The sequence below is a fragment of the Cellulomonas sp. P5_C6 genome (assembly GCF_054049635.1).
Genome location: NZ_JBFULZ010000007.1, coordinates 1 through 17137 on the forward strand (window position 1 = coordinate 1; position 17137 = coordinate 17137).

Annotated in this window: 14 protein-coding genes and 1 pseudogene; 7 read left to right on the forward strand and 8 right to left on the reverse strand. The window is 74.4% G+C overall.

All coding sequences use genetic code 11. The features are described 5' to 3' along the window. Both ACXJKG_RS01640 and ACXJKG_RS01645 read left to right on the forward strand, forming a co-directional pair. Positions 1-619 (forward strand): annotated as a pseudogene (locus ACXJKG_RS01640) (GTP-binding protein HSR1); the annotation flags it as partial. 20 nt (positions 620-639) lie between these two features. Continuing rightward, the gene (locus tag ACXJKG_RS01645) at positions 640-1134 is read left to right on the forward strand and encodes an acyl-CoA thioesterase (protein WP_456844014.1); all 495 of its coding nucleotides are present in this window, start codon (positions 640-642) and stop codon (positions 1132-1134) included. On the opposite strand, the gene ACXJKG_RS01650 is transcribed toward ACXJKG_RS01645, so the two are convergent. From ACXJKG_RS01650 to ptsP, 5 genes are all read right to left on the reverse strand, one after another. Then, positions 1115-2716: an SDR family oxidoreductase gene (locus tag ACXJKG_RS01650; protein ID WP_456844015.1), complete on the reverse strand. Its 1602-nt coding sequence runs from the start codon at positions 2714-2716 to the stop codon at positions 1115-1117. The genes ACXJKG_RS01645 and ACXJKG_RS01650 overlap by 20 nt on opposite strands. A 52-nt stretch (positions 2717-2768) precedes the next feature. Beyond that, on the reverse strand, positions 2769-3773 hold the full coding sequence (locus tag ACXJKG_RS01655; protein WP_456844016.1) for a DNA topoisomerase IB: 1005 nt from the start codon (positions 3771-3773) through the stop codon (positions 2769-2771). A gap of 44 nt (positions 3774-3817) precedes the next feature. Then, positions 3818-4687, reverse strand: a complete 870-nt coding sequence (locus ACXJKG_RS01660) for an acyl-CoA thioesterase (protein WP_456844017.1) — start codon at positions 4685-4687, stop codon at positions 3818-3820. 66 nt (positions 4688-4753) lie between these two features. Further along, on the reverse strand, positions 4754-5137 hold the full coding sequence (locus ACXJKG_RS01665; protein ID WP_456844018.1) for a globin: 384 nt from the start codon (positions 5135-5137) through the stop codon (positions 4754-4756). Between the two features lie 23 nt (positions 5138-5160). Continuing rightward, on the reverse strand, positions 5161-6852 hold the full coding sequence (gene ptsP / locus ACXJKG_RS01670; RefSeq protein WP_456844019.1) for a phosphoenolpyruvate--protein phosphotransferase: 1692 nt from the start codon (positions 6850-6852) through the stop codon (positions 5161-5163). A 162-nt stretch (positions 6853-7014) separates the two neighbouring features. Between ptsP and ACXJKG_RS01675 the strand changes: the two genes are divergently transcribed. From ACXJKG_RS01675 to ACXJKG_RS01685, 3 genes are all read left to right on the forward strand, one after another. Continuing rightward, positions 7015-7245: a glucose PTS transporter subunit EIIB gene (locus ACXJKG_RS01675; protein ID WP_055921493.1), complete on the forward strand. Its 231-nt coding sequence runs from the start codon at positions 7015-7017 to the stop codon at positions 7243-7245. A 16-nt stretch (positions 7246-7261) separates the two neighbouring features. Then, complete coding sequence (locus ACXJKG_RS01680) at positions 7262-7723, forward strand: PTS sugar transporter subunit IIA (RefSeq protein WP_456844020.1); 462 nt, start codon at positions 7262-7264, stop codon at positions 7721-7723. 66 nt (positions 7724-7789) lie between these two features. Then, positions 7790-8365, forward strand: coding sequence for a dihydrofolate reductase family protein (locus tag ACXJKG_RS01685; protein WP_456844021.1), 576 nt, complete (start codon positions 7790-7792; stop codon positions 8363-8365). A 1-nt stretch (position 8366) separates the two neighbouring features. On the opposite strand, the gene ACXJKG_RS01690 is transcribed toward ACXJKG_RS01685, so the two are convergent. Together ACXJKG_RS01690 and ACXJKG_RS01695 are read right to left on the reverse strand one after the other, a co-directional pair. Then, positions 8367-9476 carry a mechanosensitive ion channel family protein gene (locus ACXJKG_RS01690; RefSeq protein WP_456844022.1) on the reverse strand — a complete coding sequence of 370 codons (1110 nt, stop codon included), beginning with the start codon at positions 9474-9476 and terminating at the stop codon, positions 8367-8369. Beyond that, positions 9473-11611 (reverse strand): prolyl oligopeptidase family serine peptidase, encoded by a 2139-nt coding sequence (locus ACXJKG_RS01695; RefSeq protein WP_456844023.1) that lies wholly within the window; start codon positions 11609-11611, stop codon positions 9473-9475. The genes ACXJKG_RS01690 and ACXJKG_RS01695 overlap by 4 nt, the downstream gene beginning before the upstream one ends. A gap of 100 nt (positions 11612-11711) precedes the next feature. Between ACXJKG_RS01695 and malQ the strand changes: the two genes are divergently transcribed. Further along, positions 11712-13844 carry a 4-alpha-glucanotransferase gene (gene malQ, locus ACXJKG_RS01700; RefSeq protein ID WP_456844024.1) on the forward strand — a complete coding sequence of 711 codons (2133 nt, stop codon included), beginning with the start codon at positions 11712-11714 and terminating at the stop codon, positions 13842-13844. Then, on the forward strand, positions 13844-14389 hold the full coding sequence (locus tag ACXJKG_RS01705; RefSeq protein ID WP_456844025.1) for a toxin: 546 nt from the start codon (positions 13844-13846) through the stop codon (positions 14387-14389). The genes malQ and ACXJKG_RS01705 overlap by 1 nt, the downstream gene beginning before the upstream one ends. 119 nt (positions 14390-14508) lie before the next feature. On the opposite strand, the gene pepN is transcribed toward ACXJKG_RS01705, so the two are convergent. Further along, positions 14509-17109, reverse strand: a complete 2601-nt coding sequence (gene pepN / locus ACXJKG_RS01710; RefSeq protein WP_456844026.1) for an aminopeptidase N — start codon at positions 17107-17109, stop codon at positions 14509-14511. Positions 17110-17137: the final 28 nt, after the last annotated feature.

Below are 17137 nucleotides of genomic sequence, written 5' to 3' on the forward strand. Positions count from 1 at the left end.
CCGCCGCCTCGGGCTCGGGCGCGAGCGCACCCGGGCCGGCCAGGACGACCTGCTGCGCTCCTCCCGCCCGGCACCCGCCGCCGGGGAACGGGCCGCGGCCGTCAGCGCTGTGCGGACCTACGTCGATGCGGCGACCGCGGGCGCCCCGGACGACTGGGTGCTGGCGGCCCGCAGCCGTGCCGCGGACGTGGACCTCGACGACGTGCTCGACCGCACCGTCGTCCGCGTGCCCGTCGGGGCCGCGCGCGTCCCCTGGACGTGGCGGGCGCTCGCCCTGCTGCAGTGGGTGCTGCTCGCCGTGGCCGCCGCCGGTCTGGTCTGGCTCCTGCTCCTGGCGGGACTGGGCTGGCTCCGGCTGCCCGAGCCGGAGACCCCGACGTGGTGGGGGTTCCCGGCGCCGACGTTCCTGCTCCTCGCGGGCATCCTCGCCGGGCTGCTGGTCGCGGGGCTCGGGTGGGTGCTCGGCCGTCTCGGGGGTCGGCGGCGTGCCGCGCAGGCCCGGCGCAAGCTCGGCGCGTCCGTGTCGCTCGCGGTGACCGACCACGTGATCGGCCCGGTCGCGGCCGAGATGGACGCACTGGCCCGGTGCCGTGCCGCGGCGGCGAGAGCGGGGGCCTGACCGCTCCTAGGATCGTCGGCATGACTCGCCTCGAGGTTCCCGTCCAGCTGCGCTGGTCGGACATGGACGCCTACCAGCACGTCAACAACGTCGAGATGCTGCGGCTTCTCGAGGAGGCCCGGATCGAGGCGTTCTGGAGCCATCCCGCCGCGCCCGACGGCAGCCGGGTCGAGAGCGCCTGGCCGACCGCGGTGCTCGATGCCGGACCCGGCGCCGAGCTGTCGACGCTCGTCGCGCGGCAGGAGATCGAGTACCTGCGGCCGCTGGGCTACCGGCGCACCCCCGTGATCGTGGAGATGTGGATCGGGCACCTCGGCGGCGCGAGCCTCGACGTCTGCTACGAGGTGCGCGACGCGGGGGAGCCCGGACCCGACCGGATCACCTACGCGCGCGCCCTGACCACGTTGGTGCTGGTCGACGCCGCGACGGGCGTGCCGCGCCGCATCGACGCCGAGGGCCGGGCCGCGTGGACCCCGTTCCTGGAGGACCCGGTCGTCATCCGCCGGCGGCGCTGACCCGCCGGTCGGTCCGCGCCAGCTCGGCGGTCTCGGCCGCGCGCGCGATGTTCCGCTGCATCCCGCCGAACACCACGCCGTGGAACGGGTACACGGACCACCAGTAGAGCTGACCGAGCAGGCCCTTCGGGTGGAAGAGGGCGCGCTGCGCGAACGCGGTGCCCGCCCCCTCGGACGGTTCGACCCGCAGCTCCAACCACGCCAGTCCCGGCACCCGCATCTCGGCGCGCAGCCGCAGGAGGCTGCCCGGCTCGATGGCCTCGACCCGCCAGAAGTCGACGGCGTCGTCCACCACGAGCAGGCGGGGGTCGCGACGACCGCGGCGCAGACCCGGTCCCCCGACCAGCCGGTCGGCCAGCCCGCGGACCCGCCAGGCGAGCCCCCACGAGTACCAGCCGCGCTCGCCGCCGACCGCCTCGATCACGCGCCAGAGCGCCTCGGGGGAGGCGTCGACCGTGACCCGGCGCTCGTCGACGAACAGCGAGCCGCCGGCCCAGTCGGGGTCGCTGGGCAGCGGGTCGCTGGGCGCCCCGGGCACGGCCGCCGACGACCACCGGGTCGTGACGGCGGCGTCGTGCACCCGCTGCAGGGCGAGGCGGACCGCGCGGTCGAACCCGATCAGGCCGCCGGGCGGGTCGGGTACGTGGTCGGCGATGTCGTGCTCGTCGCACACCACCTCGTGCACGAGGGACTCGACGAGTGGGCGCGCCAGACCCGACGGCACCGGGGTCACCAGCGACACCCACAGGCTGGAGAGCCGCGGCGTCAGCACGCCGACGCCGACGATGACCCGCCGGTGCAGGCCCGCGGCCTGCGCGTAGCGCTGCATCATGTCCCGGTACGTCAGGACGTCCGGGCCGCCGATGTCGAACCCTCGGCTGATCTCGGGAGGCATCGCCGCGGAGCCGACGAGGTACCGCAGGACGTCGCGGATCGCGATGGGCTGGATGCGGTTCTCCACCCAGCGCGGGACCGTCATCGCCGGCAGCCGCTCGGTGAGGTAGCGCATCATCTCGAACGACGCGGACCCGGACCCGAGGATGACGGCGGCGCGCAGCACGGTGGTCGGGACGCCGGAGGCCAGCAGGATCTCCCCGACCTCCGTGCGCGACGCCAGGTGCGGCGAGAGGTCCTCGCCCTCGGGGTACAGCCCGCCGAGGTAGACGAGGCGCCCGACGCCGGCCTCGCGCGCCGCCTGCGCGAACGTCAGGGCCGTGTGCCGGTCGGTCGACTCGAAGCTGCGGCCGGAGCCGAGCGAGTGGATGAGGTAGTACGCGATGTCCGTGCCGTCGAGCGCCGCGCGGATCTGCGCGGGGTCGTCGGCGTCGGCTGCGGCGACCTCGACGTCCGCGTACCAGGGCCGTCCCCGCAGGCGGTCGGGGTGGCGGGCGATCGCGCGGACGCGGTAGCCGGCCGCGAGCAGCTCGGGGACCAGGCGGCCGCCGACGTACCCGGTGACGCCGGTGACCGCGACGAGCGGCGCGTCGGCCCGGGGGTGGCCGTCGGGACCGAGCCCGGGCACGAGGCCCTCGAGCGTGTCGGCGACGGGCTCGGGCAGGAGGTCGTCCGGGGCGGTGGCCATCCGGGCAGTCTGCGGTGCGGGGCCCGGACCCGCACCCGGTCGCGCCCGATCCTCAGCCGGGGCTCAGCAACGCCAGCGTCTCGCGCTCGGCGACCGCCTGCGACCTGGTCGGCCGGATGGTGGCGCCGTGCTCCCAGAGGTCGACGACGCGGGGGTCGATGTACGACGCCCGGCAGACCGCAGGCGTGTTCCCGAGCTCCTCGGCGACCGCACGGACGACCTCCGTGACCACCCGGCGGCGCGCTCGCTCGGCCCGGGGCGGGGCACCGGCATCGGCGAGCCCGCGCGCGGCCAGCACCGTCGCGTGCCACGTGCGGAAGTCCTTCGGCGTCGCGTCCTCGCCCAGCAGCTCCTTGACGTAGGCGCCGACGTCCGCGCTGGTCACGTCGTGCCAGGCGCCGTCGTCGTCGCGCCACGCGAGCAGCTCCTCGCCGTCGTCGCGGCGCCGGGTCAGCGCCCGCACCAGGGTGGCGACGTCGTCGTCCTCGACGACCGTGTCCCGCACCTGGCCGGACTTGGCGGGGAAGTGCAGGTGCACGCGGCCGGGGTCGCCGTCGTTCTCGGGCGCGAGGACCCGCACGTGCGAGCGCAGCAGGGTGGCCAGGCCGTACGACCCGTGCTGGAGCGCGTAGCCCTCGCCGCCCACCCGCAGGTAGGCGAGGTCGAGCAGCCGGAACGCCAGGCCCAGCACCTTCTCGCGCGGCATGCCGTCGAGCGCGAGGTGCGCGCGTACCTTGCGCCGGGCGGCGGGCAGCCGGCGGGCGATCTCGAGCACGCGGTCGTGCTTGAGGCGGCCGCGGCGCAGCGTCCACTGCTGGTGGTACAGGTACTGGCGGCGCTCGGCGTCGTCGAGCCCGGCCGCCTGGATGTGGCCGTTGGGCCACGGGCTGATCCAGACCTCCCGCCACGCGGGCGGGATCGCGAGCGTCGTGATCCGCTCGAGGTGGTCCTCGTCGACGATCCGGACCTTGTCGAGGTCGAGGTAGACGAACCCCCGACCGGCGCGGCGTCGCGACCAGCCGGGGGCGTCGATGCGGACGCGGCGCAGGCGAACCATGCGGGCAGTGTCACCCGGCGGCGGTCGCTCCGCGCGGGGAGCCGTCAGTCGGGGAAGCGGACCATGCCCTCCTGGGCCACGGACGCCACGAGCACCCCGTCCCGGGTGAACACGCGGGCGGCACCGAGGCCGCGCCCGCCCTGGGCGCTGGGGGTCGACTGCACGTACAGGAGCCAGTCGTCGACCCGTACATCTCGGTGCCACCACATGGCGTGGTCCAGGCTGGCGATGGACAGGCCGCGGGTCACCCACGACTTGCCGGCCCGCCGCAGGATCGGCTCGAGCATCACCTGGTCGCACGCGTAGGCCAGCAGCGCCCGGTGCAGCAACTGGTCGTCGGGCAGCGGGCCGCGGGACCGGAACCACACGCACTGCTGGCCGGTGGGCTCGGCGGGCGGCCCGAGGTAGATCGACCCGCCGACGTGCCGCACGTCGAACGCGGCCTCCTGCGTCCAGAACTTGGCCACCGGGTGGTCGATCCCGCCGAGCATCTCGAGCGCCGACGGCACCTCCTCCGGGGCCGGGATCCCCTCGGGCATCGGGTCGGCGTAGTCGAGCCCGGGCTGCTGCTCCTGGAACGAGGCGATCATCGACAGGATGGCCTCGCCGCCCTGCAGCGCGTGCGTCCGGCGCGCGGTGAACGACCGGCCGTCGCGCATGCGCTCGACCGCGAACGAGATGGGCTCGCGCACGTCGCCGGCCCGCAGGAAGTAGCCGTGCATCGAGTGCGGCAGCCGACCCTCGGGAACCGTCCGGCCTGCCGCGAGCAGCGCCTGCGCGAGCACCTGACCCCCGAACACGCGCCCGCTGGGCTGCGGGAGGCTGCGGCCGCTGAACAGGTCGGGCGTCGCCGGGTCGTCGTCGAGCCGCAGGATGTCGAGCACGGGGGCGGTCAGGTCGGGCTCGGTCGTCATGGTCGGAAGCCTTTCACGACGCGCCGTCCCGGAGCCGTGGACACCGCGTGACGTCGGTCGCAGGGCTCAGTCGTCGAACGTGTTGAGCATCGAGTACGCGGCGCGCTCGAGGTAGTCCCACAGCTGCGCCCGGTGCATCGGGGCCAGGCCGAGGCTGTCGACGGCGGCGCGCATGTGCAGCAGCCACCGGTCGCGGGCCTCGGGGTTCACCTTGAACGGCGCGTGCCGCATGCGCAGCCGGGGGTGCCCGCGCTGGTCGGAGTAGGTGGTCGGGCCGCCCCAGTACTGCTCGAGGAACAGGGTCAGCCGCTCGGCCGCCGGACCGAGGTCCTGCTCGGGGTACATCGGGCGCAGCACCGGGTCGTCGGCCACGCCGCGGTAGAACTCGTCGACCAGGGCGACGAACGTCTCGTGCCCGCCGATCGCCGCGTAGAAGGAGTCGGGTCTCACGGCGACCATCCTCACACGCGCACTCAGAGCCCCAGCTCCTCCAGCACGGGCAGCGCGGCCCGGACCACGGCCCGGGCGTCGGCGGCGCTGGAGGCGGCGAGCGCCAGCTGCGCGAGGCGACGGCACTCCTGCAGCGACGTCGTGGCGAGCAGGGCCGCGACGTCCGGGAGCGCGCGGGGCGTCATGGACAACGAGGAGACCCCGAGCCCGACCAGCACGGCCGCGAGCGCGGGGTTGGCCGCGGCCTCGCCGCAGACGCCGACCGGCCGGCCCTGCTGGGCCCCRCCGTTGCACGCCGMGGCCACCAGGTGCAGCACGGCGGGCTGCCACGGGTCGGAGAGCTCGGCGACCGCGCCCAGGAGCCGGTCGGCGGCCATCGCGTACTGGGTCAGGTCGTTCGTGCCGATGCTGGCGAACGCGGCGTGCGCGAGGATCGGCCCGGACAGCAGCGCGGCGCTCGGCACCTCGATCATCACACCGGCGACCCCGAGACCGTGCGCGGCGCAGGCGGCGACGAACTGCGCGGCCTCGTCGACCGTCGACACCATCGGCGCCATGACCCAGACCTCGGCCGTCTCGGCGGCGGCCGCCTGCGCGATCGCGGCGAGCTGGTCCTGCAGGACCTCGGGGTGGCGGACCGCCGTACGCAGGCCGCGGACGCCCAGCGCCGGGTTGACCTCGGCGTCCCCGGCGAGGAACGGCAGCGGCTTGTCGGCGCCGGCGTCGAGCGTGCGGACGACGACCTTGCGGCCCGGGAACGCGGCGAGCACCTTGCGGTAGGCCGCGACCTGCTCGTCGATGGTCGGCGCCTCCTCGCGGTCGAGGAAGCCGAACTCGGTGCGGAACAGCCCCACGCCCTCGGCGCCCGCCGCGGCAGCGGGCGCCGCGTCGGCGGGGTCGCCCACGTTGGCGAGCAGCTCGACGTGGTGGCCGTCCGACGTGTGCCCGTGGCCGTCGAACGTGCGCACCTGCGCGGCCAGCGCGAGCGCGGCGGCGACCTGCTCCTCGGTCGGGTCGATGGTGACCGTGCCCGCCGAGCCGTCGACCAGCACGAGCGTCTCGGCCTGCACCGCGGCCTCGGCCCCGCGGGCCGCCACGACGGTCGGGATGCCGCGGGCTCGCGCCAGGATCGCGGTGTGCGACGTGGGGCCGCCCGTGCCGGTGACGATCGCGAGCACGCGCTCCACGTCGAGCGTGGCGACGATGGCGGGGGCGAGGTCGGCGGCGACGAGCACGAACGGGGCCTCGTGCGCGGGGACGCCGGGCGCCGGCCGGCCGGTGAGCTCGGCGACCAGGCGGTCGCGGACGTCGGCGATGTCCCGCGTGCGCTCGGCGAAGTAGCCGCCGAGCGCCTCGAACTGCACGGAGATCGCCTCGGCGGCCTCCCAGACCGCACGCTCGGGCACCAGCCGGTCGTCGACCACGCGCTGTTCGGCGTCGGCGACCAGGCTCGGGTCGGCGGCGATCGCGGCGGTCGCGTGCAGCAGGTCGGCGCTCTCGCCCTGGGCGAGGTCGGCCGCCGCGTCGAGCGCCGCGCGGACCACCTCGGAGGCCGCGCCGATGCGCGTGGCGACCTGCGCGTAGTCGGTGCCGGGCGGCAGGCGTCGGCCCGAGGGCGGCTCCGCGATCGGGTCCGGCATGAGCACGGCGGGCGCGACGACGCGGCCTGGGCTCACCCCGATGCCGGTGAGGACTGTGGGGTTTGCAGCGTGCACCGGGCTCACCTTGGCGTGACCTCCTCGTCGACCTGATCGCAGTGTGGTCCCTCGGCGTCCGCGCACGCCAGCCGGACACGGGGGCGGGCGGCATGTGAGCGCCGTCTCAGGGTTAGGCTGTGCGACGGACGCCGATCGGCGTCGGACGATCTGGGGAGTTCCATGAGCAAGGCAGAGCAGATCCTCGCAGCGCTGGGCGGCGACGCGAACGTCGTCGACCTCGAGCCGTGCATCACCCGGCTCCGCGTGGAGGTGAGCGACGCCCACCTGGTGGACGAGGTCGCCCTCAAGGCGAGCGGCGCGTTCGGCGTCGTGCGCTCGGGCCGCATCGTCCAGGTGATCGTCGGCCCCGAGGCGGACAACCTCGCCGCCGAGCTCGACAGCCTGCGCTGACCGCCCTCCGCAGCCGATGACGACGCTCCGGCTRCTGAGCCCGCTCACGGGTGTCGTGCGCCCCGTGACCGCGGTCCCGGACCCGGTGTTCGCCGAGGGCATCGTGGGACCCGGTCTCGCGATCGAGCCGCAGCACGTGCAGACCCAGACCGTGCTGGCCCCGGCCGACGGCGTCATCGGCGCCCTGCACCCGCACGCCTTCGCGCTCGAGCTGAGCGAGGGCCGCACCATCCTCGTGCACCTCGGCATCGACACCGTCGGTCTGGCCGGGCAGGGCTTCACGCTGCACGTCGACGGCGGCCAGACCGTGCGCGCGGGCGACCGTCTGATCACCTGGTCGCCCGTCGACGTCGCGGCGGCCGGGCTCGAGACGATCTGCCCGGTCGTCGCGCTCCAGGCGGACCCCGACGTGCTGACCGTCCTCGTCGCCGACGGCGAGCAGGTAGGCGCCGGGCAGCCCTTGCTCGACTGGTCCTGACCGCGCGGTTGCCGTCGACCGCCGACGCGTGCACGGTGGAGACGAGCGCGAGCACCGGGAGGACCCATGGCAGAGCTGCTGGTCGACTTCATCACCTCGCTCGACGGGTACGCGTCGGCGGACGGCTGGCCCGGCTGGTGGGGGCTCCAGGGGCCCGAGTACCTGGCGTGGCTCGAGGCGTCACCGGAGGCCGGCTGGACGGTGCTCATGGGCGCCACGACGTACCGGTTGATGTCACAGTTCGCCGCCTCAGGGGAGGACGGCGTGGACCCGATGACCGCGATGCCGAAGGTCGTCTTCTCGTCGACGCTGAGCGAGCCGCTGACCTGGGACAACACGCGCCTCGTCGACCAGGACCCGGTCGAGGCGGTCCGCTCGATGAAGCAGAGCGACGTCCCCGGGCTGCGCACGATCGGCAGCCTCACGCTGTGCCGGTCCTTGCTCGAGGCGGGGCTGGTCGACCGCTTCCGCGTGGTCGTCTTCCCCGTGATCACCGGGAAGACGGGGAGCGAGCGGATCTACGACGGCTACCCCGACGTCGGTCTCGAGATGGTCGACAGCCGGACGTTCGACCGCAGGATCCAGCTGGTCGAGTACGTGCCGACCGTGCTCGCCGGTCCGCCGGGCGCCGCTCAGCAGTAGGTCAGCGCTCCTCCGTCGGCGCCGGCTCCTCGGTCGTCTCGGGCTCCTCGCCGGTGGCAGCGACGCGGGCGTCGCGGTTGGACACGAGGTCGTCCAGCGGGGTGTTGCGCGGGTCGCGCGGCGTCGCGCCGTCGACCCCGACCTGCGCCCGGTGGGTGGCCATGAGGTCGCGCTGGCCGGCCAGGGGCACGTCGGCGCGCTCCAGGACGTCGCGTGCGGCGATCCGCAGCTCGCGGGCGACCTCCCACTGCAGGGCGGGCGACGTCTTGACCTTGAGCCGCAGGGTCACCGCGTCGGCGCTGAGCCGCTCGATGCCGGTGATGGTCGGCGCCCCCAGCACGTGCGCGCCGACGACGGGGTCGGCGACGACCCGCGCCGCCGCCTCGCTCAGCAGCGAGCGGACCTGGTCGAGGTCCGCGAAGTAGTCCACGTCGATCTCGACGACGGCGGTGGCCCAGCCCTGGGTCTTGTTGCCGACGCGCAGCATCGTGCCGTTGGGGACGTACCAGAGGGTGCCGTCGGCGTCGCGGATCTTGGTGATCCGCAGCGTCACCGCCTCGACGGTGCCGTTGGCCGGTCCGACGTCGACCACGTCGCCGACCCCGTACTGGTCCTCGAGCAGCATGAACAGGCCGGTGAGGAAGTCCTTCACCAGGCTCTGCGCGCCGAAGCCGAGCGCCACGCCGATGACGCCGGCGGACGCGATGAACGGGGCCAGGTTCACCCCGAGCTCGGACAGGACGAGGAAGAACGCCGTCCCGCCGACGACGATGGTGGCCGACGAGCGCAGCACGGAGCCGAGGGTGCGGGCGCGCTGGGCCCGGCGCGCGCTGGCGAGCGGGTTCGCCTTGGCCAGGACCCCGCCGACCTCGGACTGACCGATCGGCTTGAGGATCCCGCGGTCGAGGAACGGGGTGCCGTCCGCGACGTGGTTGGTGATGGAGCGGATGGAGCGTCGCAGCAGCACGAGCACGATGCCGCTGATGCCGACGATGAGGATGATCCGGAGCGGGAGCCCCACGAACCAGTCCCACCAGGTGTTCGGCGCCGTGAGGTCGGGCAGGTCCGTGCTCGACGAGGACGGGTCCGGGGTCGGCGTCACCGCGATCACGCGCGGCCCCCGGCGAGCCCGGTCCGGTCCGCCACGAACTGCAGCTGCTCGACCGACAGGCCGATGGTGCGCGACAGTGCCCTGCCGCCGTGGCCCACGCCCCGCTCGCGGCGCACGAGGATCGGCCGGTCGCCGCTGGTCGCCGCCTGCAGCGCGGCCGCGAGCTTGCGGGCGTGCAGCGGGTCGACCCGGGTGTCGCCCTCGAACACCGTGAACAGGGTCGCGGGGTAGTCGGTGCCGTCGACCACGCGGTGGTACGGCGAGTAGCCGAGCAGCCAGCCCAGCTCGGTCGGGTCGTCCGCGTCGCCGTACTCCTCGGTCCAGGTGACTCCGAGCCCGAACAGCTGGTACCGGGCCATGTCGAGCAGCGGGGCCGAGCAGACGGCGGCGGCGAACAGGTCGGGCCGCTGCGTCACGGCGGCGCCGACGAGCAGGCCGCCGTTGGAGCCGCCCCAGCACGCCAGCGCCTCGGGGGTGGTCCAGCCCTGGGCCACGAGGTGCTCACCGACCGCGTGGAAGTCGTCGAACACGTTCTGCTTGTGCTCGCGCATGCCGGCGCGGTGCCACTGCTCGCCCTCCTCGCCGCCCCCGCGCAGGTTGGCGACGACGTACACGCCGCCCGCCTCGACCCATGCGAGCGTGCTGGCGGAGAAGGCGGGGTCGAGCGAGATCTGGAAGCCGCCGTACCCGTAGAGGACGGTCGGTGCGGGTGCGAGCGGCCGGCCGGCCGCATCGAGCGCGTCGGTGCKGGCGACGACGAACGCGCGGACCGTCGTGCCGTCGGGGCTGGTGACCTCGATCTGCTGGGCGCGCACGTCGGGCAGGTCGGCGACGAGGCCGGGAGGGGCCGCCCACAGCGACGTGGTGCCGGTGCGGGCGTCGTAGCGGTGCACCGTGGTGGGTGTGGTGTGGTCGGCGTAGGAGAACCAGACCTCGTGCCCGCCGTCGGGCCGTGTGGCCAGGCCCGAGATCGAGCCGAGCCCGGGCAGCTCGAGCGTGCCCGTCCGCGACCCGGTCCCGGGGTCGTGCACCGTCACCTCGGAGACGGCGTGCCGGCGCCAGGAGACGAGCAGGAGGACGGGGGAGGTGTCGTCGCCGCCGCCGTCGGTGAACGCGACGTCCTCGAGCACCGCCGTCGGGTCCTCGGCCACCAGCGTCGTCCAGTGCTCGACGCCGGGCGCGGTGGGGTCCGTCACGGCGATCCGACCGCGCGGCGCGTCGAGGTTGGTGTGCACGTACAGGTGCCCGTCGCGGGCCACCCATGCGCCGGTCTCGGCGTCGAGCCCGACCGCGACCTCGACGAAGTCCGGGGCAGACGGGTCGCCGCCGGCGAGGTCCGCGATCCAGACGTCGGTGCGCGGAGCCGTGCCGGCGGACGCCGAGACGATCAGCCAGCGCCCGTCGCGGGAGACCGACACGCCGTAGTAGTTGGTGTGGTCCAGCCCGGCGCCGAACACCTCGACGTCGTCCGTGGCGGGGGTGCCCAGCCGGTGCAGCCAGACGCGGCGGTGGTACTGGGCCTCGTCCTCGGGGAGCTGCTCGGGAGGCAGCCGGCGCACGTAGTAGAACGCCTCGCCGCCGGGCAGCCAGGCGACGGGCGAGTACCGGGCGCGGTCGACGGGACCGTCGACCAGCTCGCCCGTGGCGACGTCCAGGACGTGCAGGACGCTCTCCTCGGTCCCGCCCGACGAGACCTGGTAGGCCACCAGGTGGCCCTCCTTGGACGGCTGCCACGAGTCGAGCGTCGTCGTCCCGGCCGGGTCGATGACGACGGGGTCGAGCAGCACCCGCTCGTCGTCCCCCTCGGCCACCACGACCACGGCGTGCTCCTGGTCGCCGGAGCGCCGCGAGAAGAACCGCCGGTCGCCCCGCCACGCCGGCGGGCTCACGAACCCTGCTCCCAACAGCTCGCGCAGCCGCGCGGTGAGGGCCTCGGTGCCGAACGGGCCGTCCGCGCCGATCCCGGCCCGGTAGTCGGCGTAGAGGTCGTCCTGCGCGAGCGACCAGGCCTCGGTGTCGTCGGCAGCCGCGTCCTCGAGCGGGCGGAACGGGTCGGCGACCTGGTGGCCGTGCAGGTCCTCGACCAGATCCAGTCGAGGGGCCTGCGGGTACGTGCGCAGAGCGGGTGCGGTCATGGTCCGCAAGGCTACGACGCGTGGGTGCGACCTGGCGGCAGTGACGCAGTCGGGTGCGTTCGTCCTGCGTGCGCGAGCGCGGCTCTGGCAGGATCGGTCTGTGGCCGACGACACCGCAAGCGCGTCCGACGCCCTGCTGCGCCTTGCGGCCGCCTACGGCGTGGTGCCGGACCACTGGGACTTCCACGGTCGCAACCGCCGTGCGTCGGCCGCCACGCTGCAGGGCGTGCTCGGTGCGCTCGGCGTCGACGCGTCCTCGCCGGAGCGCGTCGACCTCGCCATCGCCCACGTCGAGGACATGCCGTGGCGCCGCGTGCTGCCGCCCGTGCTCGTCGTCCAGGAGGGCCGCCAGGCCCACGTCGCGGTGCACGTCACCCACGGCGACCCGGTCGAGGTGTGGGTCGAGCTGGACCCGGAGGTGGGCGGCGGCCGGCGCGAGGTGTCGCAGGCGGACGTGCAGGTGGACCCGCGGACCGTCGACGGGCGGCTGGTCGGACGGGCGACGTTCACGCTGCCGACGGACCTGCCGCTCGGGTGGCACGAGGTGGTCGCCGAGGGGCCCAGCGCCGCCGCGCACAGCCCGCTCGTGGTGACCCCGGCGCACCTGGAGCTGCCTGCCTCGCTGGACGGGCGCCGCGCGTGGGGGCTCATGGCTCAGCTCTACTCGGTGCGCTCGCGGACGTCGTGGGGCGTCGGCGACCTGGCGGACCTGGCGGAGATCGGCTGGCTGGCCGGCCGCGAGCTCGGCGCCGACTTCCTGCTCATCAACCCCCTGCACGCCGCGGAGCCCACGGYCCCGCTCACGCCGTCGCCGTACCTGCCGACCACCCGCCGCTTCGTGAACCCGCTGTACATCCGGGTCGAGGACGTGCGGGAGGCGGGGTACCTGTCGTCGGCGGACCGCACGCTGATCGAGTGGGCCGCCGAGCCGGTGCTGGCCACCGACGACGACGCCGGCCCGATCGACCGGGACGCCGCCTGGACCGCGAAGCGCGCGGCCCTCGAGGTCGTGTTCGCGGCGCCGCGGTCGGCCGCCCGGCAGGCCTCGTTCGACGCGTTCGTCGAGCAGGAGGGCACGGGCCTCGAGACCTTCGCGCTCTGGTGCGCGCTCGCCGAGAAGTACGACGACCCCGACGGCTGGCCCGCCGAGGCCCTCGACCCGGCGTCGGCGCTGGTGGCGAGCCTGCGCGAGGAGCTGGCCGAGCGCGTCGAGTTCCACATGTGGCTCCAGTGGCTCGCCGACGAGCAGCTCGCGGCGGCGCAGCGCGCGGCCCTCGACGGCGGCATGGCGCTCGGGATCATGCACGACCTCGCCGTCGGCGTGCACCCGCAGGGCGCGGACGTGTGGGCGCTCGGCGACGTGCTCGCCCGTGGCGCGACCGTGGGTGCGCCGCCGGACATGTACAACCAGCAGGGCCAGAACTGGTCGCAGCCGCCGTGGCGTCCCGACGCCCTCGCGCGCGCCGCGTACCGGCCCTACCGCGACATGCTCCGCACGGTGCTGCGGCATGCGGGCGCCATCCGGATCGACCACGTCATCGGCCTGTTCCGCCTCTGGTGGATCCCCGAGGGTGCGGACGCCGGCGACGGCGCGTACGTCCGCTACGACCACGAGGCGCTCGTCGGCATCCTCGCGCTGGAGGCTCACCGGGCCGGCGCGGTGGTGATCGGGGAGGACCTCGGGGTGGTCGAGCCGTGGGTGCGCGACTACCTGTCGGACCGCGGGATCCTGGGCACCTCGGTGCTGTGGTTCGAGCGGGACATGCACGGCGCGCCCCTGGCCCCCGAGCACTACCGGCCGCTGGTGCTCGCCACCGTGACCACGCACGACCTGCCCCCGAGCGCCGGGTACCTCGCGGGGGAGCACGTCGCCATCCGCGAGCGGCTGGGGCTGCTCACCGAGCCGATCGAGGTGGTCCGCGCCGCGGCGCTGGCCGAGCGCGACCAGATGCTCGGGGTCCTGCGGGACCGCGGCCTGGTGGGCGACGACCCGTCGGAGCGCGAGATCGTCGAGGCCCTGCACCGCTACGTGATGGCGACGCCGTCGGTGCTGGTGGGCGTCTCGCTGGCCGACGCGGTGGGGGAGCGGCGCGCGCAGAACCAGCCGGGGACGGACCAGGAGTACCCCAACTGGAAGGTGCCGCTGGCCGACAGTTCGGGCCGCGTGGTGCTGGTCGAGGACCTGTTCACCAACCAGCGCCTGCGCTCGTTGGCGGCCGTCCTCAACGGCTGATGGAGCTGCGTCGCCTGCGCGTCGTCGGCAACACCGGGTCGGGCAAGACCACGTTCGCGGCCCGCGCGGCCGCCGTGCTCCGCGTCCCGCACGTCGAGCTCGACGCCGTGTTCTGGGACGCCGACTGGACCAAGCGCGACCCCGACGAGGCGCGTGCGCGGCTCCGTGAGCTCGTCGGGTCCTCGTCGGGCGGCTGGGTGACCGACGGGAACTGGACCACGGGGGTCGCCGGCCTGCTCGACGACGCCGACGCGTTCGTCTGGCTGGACTTCCCCCGCCGGACGGTCATGCCGCGCGTGATCCGGCGGACCCTGCGGCGCGGGCTGCTGCGCACCGAGCTCTGGCACGGCAACCGCGAGGACCTGCGCAACCTGCTGAGCCGCGACCCCGACCAGAACGTGGTGCTGTGGTCGTGGACCCAGCACGAGCCGTACCGGCTGCGCTACGAGGAGCTCGCCCAGCGCTCGCCGATCCCCGTGGTCCGCCTGCGCAGCCCGCGCGAGGCGCACCGCTGGCTGGCGACGCTGGTCCCCGCGAGCCCCTGACGGGTTCGGCGGACAGCCGAACCGCGCGCGGACAGCCGGGAACGCCCGGCCGGCTGCGGTTCGGCCGTCCGGCGGCGCGACCGGCCCGCACCGCCGGAGCAGTGCGGGCMCCGTCCACGTCAGGCGCGGCGGCGGTCCGCCTCCTGTGYGGCGATCGCCCGCCGGACGCCGTCGCGGGACTCGAGCACCAGGCGGCGCAGCGCGGCCGGGGCGTCCGGGTGGCCGCTCAGCCACGCGTCGGTGGCGCCGAGCACGTCGACCGACGGCTCGTCCGCCAGGTCGGTCGGGTACAGGCCGACGACGATGTTCTGCGCCATCTCGCTCGTCCTGTCCGCCCAGACGGTCTCGAGCCCCGCGAAGTAGGGCTCGACGAACGGCAGGTGCAGCGAGCGGTCGTGCACGCGGCCGAAGCCGGCGATCGTCGCCGCCTGCAGCGCGTTCGGCAGCCCGTCCTGGTCCACCACGGAGGCCCAGGCGGTCGCCTTGGCCTCCGCCGTCGGGACTGCCGCGCGCGCGGCGGCGGCGGCGCGCTGGCCGGTGGCCGTGGCGTCGTCGGCCAGCTGCGCGGCGATGTCGGGCTCGGCCGCCCGCCCGCCGGTGACCAGGGAGGTGAGCAGCTCCCAGCGCAGGTCGGTGTCGATCGAGAGGCCCTCGAGCGTCGACCGGCCGTCGAGCAGGTCGCGGACGGCGTCGAGCTGCTCGGAGGTCGCGGCCCGGCCGGCGAAGGATTTCACCAGCTGCAGCTGCGTGTCCGACCCCGCCTCGRCCTCCCGGGCGAGCGCGAGGAGGCGGTCGGCGGCGGCGGTCTCGGTGGCGAGACGGTGCTCGGGCGCCACGTACAGGTCGAGCGCCGTCGTCAGCTGCCGGAGCAGAACGAGCACGACGGAAGAGTCGGTCTCGTGCGCGATGTTGTTGAGCACCAGGTCGACGAAGTCGCGGGCGGGCGTCTCGCCGTCGCGCGTCGCGTCCCAGGCCGCCGTCCACACCAGGGTGCGCGGCAGGGAGTCGTCGAACGWGCCGAGSWGSTCGATCGACGCSGCGAGCGACTGCTCGTCGAGSCGGACCTTSGCGTAGGCSAGGTCGTCGTCGTTGACCAGCACCAGCGCGGGCCGCGGCACGCCGACCAGGTCGGGGACCTCGGTGCGCGGACCGTCGATGTCGAGCTCGACGCTGACCGTGCGCACCAGGCGGCCGGTCGCGGCGTCGCGGTCGTAGCCGCCGATGGCGAGGCGGTGCGGGCGCTGCACGGGGTACTCGTCGGGCACCTCCTGCAGGACGGCGAACGACGTGGTCACGCCGGCGTCGTCGACCTCGATCGACGGACGCAGCAGGGTCACGCCGGCCTTCTCCAGCCACAGGCCGGACCAGGCGGACAGGTCGCGGCCGCTGGTGGCCTCGAGCTCCGTGAGGAAGTCGCGCAGCTCGGTGTTGCCCCACGAGTGCTTCGCGAAGTACGAGCGCACGCCGGCGAAGAACTCGTCGTGGCCCACCCACGAGACGAGCTGCTTGAGCACGCTCGCGCCCTTGGCGTAGGTGATGCCGTCGAAGTTGACCTCGACGTCCTCGAGGTCACGCATGTCGGCGACGATCGGGTGGGTGGAGGGCAGCTGGTCCTGGCGGTAGGCCCAGTTCTTCTCCAGCGACGAGAACGTGGTCCACGCGCTGGTCCAGCGCGTGGCCTCCGCGGCGGCGAGCGTCGACATGTACTCCGCGAACGACTCGTTGAGCCACAGGTCGTCCCACCAGCGCATGGTGACCAGGTCGCCGAACCACATGTGCGCGAGCTCGTGCAGGATCGTCACCGCGCGGCGCTCGATCGTGGCCTCGGGGACCTTGGACCGGAACACGTAGGACTCGAGGAACGTGACGGCCCCGGCGTTCTCCATGGCGCCCGCGTTGAACTCGGGGACGAAGAGCTGGTCGTACTTGGCGAACGGGTACGGGGCATCGAACGCGGCCTCGTAGAACTCGAACCCGGCCCGCGTGATGTCGACGATGTTGTCGGTGTCGAGGTGCTCGGCCAGGGAGCCGCGGCAGTAGACGCCGAGGGGGATCGCGCGGCCGTCGGAGCTGGTGAGCTCGCGGTGCTCCGCGTGGTACGGCCCGGCGATGACGGCGGTGATGTACGACGAGATGCGCGGCGTGGTCTCGAAGGTCCAGGTGGCCGTGCCCTTCTCGGCGCCGCCGTTGCGGTTCACGCCGTCCTCGACGACGACCGGCATGCCCACCTGGGGGTAGTTCGACACGACGGTCCAGTGCGCCGGGGCGGTGACGGTGAACGAGAAGGTCGCCTTGAGGTCGGGCTGCTCGAACACGGCGAACACGCGCCGGGAGTCGGCCACCTCGAACTGCGAGTAGAGGTAGACCTCGTCGTCCACGGGGTCGACGAACCGGTGCAGGCCCTCGCCCGTGTTCATGTACGCGGCGTCGGCGACGACGACCAGCTCGTTGCTCGCGGCGAGGTCGTCCAGCCGGATCCGGGAGTCGGCGACGACGTCGGCGACGTCGAGCGAGCGGCCGTTCAGGGTGACCTCGTGCACGGTCGGCGCGATGAGGTCGACGAAGCTGCTCGCGCCTGCGGTGGCCGCGAACCGCGCGACGGTGCGGGAGGCGAAGGTCGTCGGCCCGGTCGTCAGGTCGAGGGTGACCTCGTACGACTCGGTACGCACGACGGTGGCGCGCTCGCGCGCCTCGGCACGGGTGAGGTTCTCTCCAGGCACGCAGGTACTCCTAGTGACGCGATCGGGT

Coding starts and splice junctions, on each gene's coding strand:
- ACXJKG_RS01645 (WP_456844014.1), top strand. CDS start 640: ATGACTCGCCTCGAGGTTCCCGTCCAGCTGCGCTGGTCGGACATGGAC.
- ACXJKG_RS01650 (WP_456844015.1), bottom strand. CDS start 2,716: ATGGCCACCGCCCCGGACGACCTCCTGCCCGAGCCCGTCGCCGACACG.
- ACXJKG_RS01655 (WP_456844016.1), bottom strand. CDS start 3,773: ATGGTTCGCCTGCGCCGCGTCCGCATCGACGCCCCCGGCTGGTCGCGA.
- ACXJKG_RS01660 (WP_456844017.1), bottom strand. CDS start 4,687: ATGACGACCGAGCCCGACCTGACCGCCCCCGTGCTCGACATCCTGCGG.
- ACXJKG_RS01675 (WP_055921493.1), top strand. CDS start 7,015: ATGAGCAAGGCAGAGCAGATCCTCGCAGCGCTGGGCGGCGACGCGAAC.
- ACXJKG_RS01685 (WP_456844021.1), top strand. CDS start 7,790: ATGGCAGAGCTGCTGGTCGACTTCATCACCTCGCTCGACGGGTACGCG.
- ACXJKG_RS01705 (WP_456844025.1), top strand. CDS start 13,844: ATGGAGCTGCGTCGCCTGCGCGTCGTCGGCAACACCGGGTCGGGCAAG.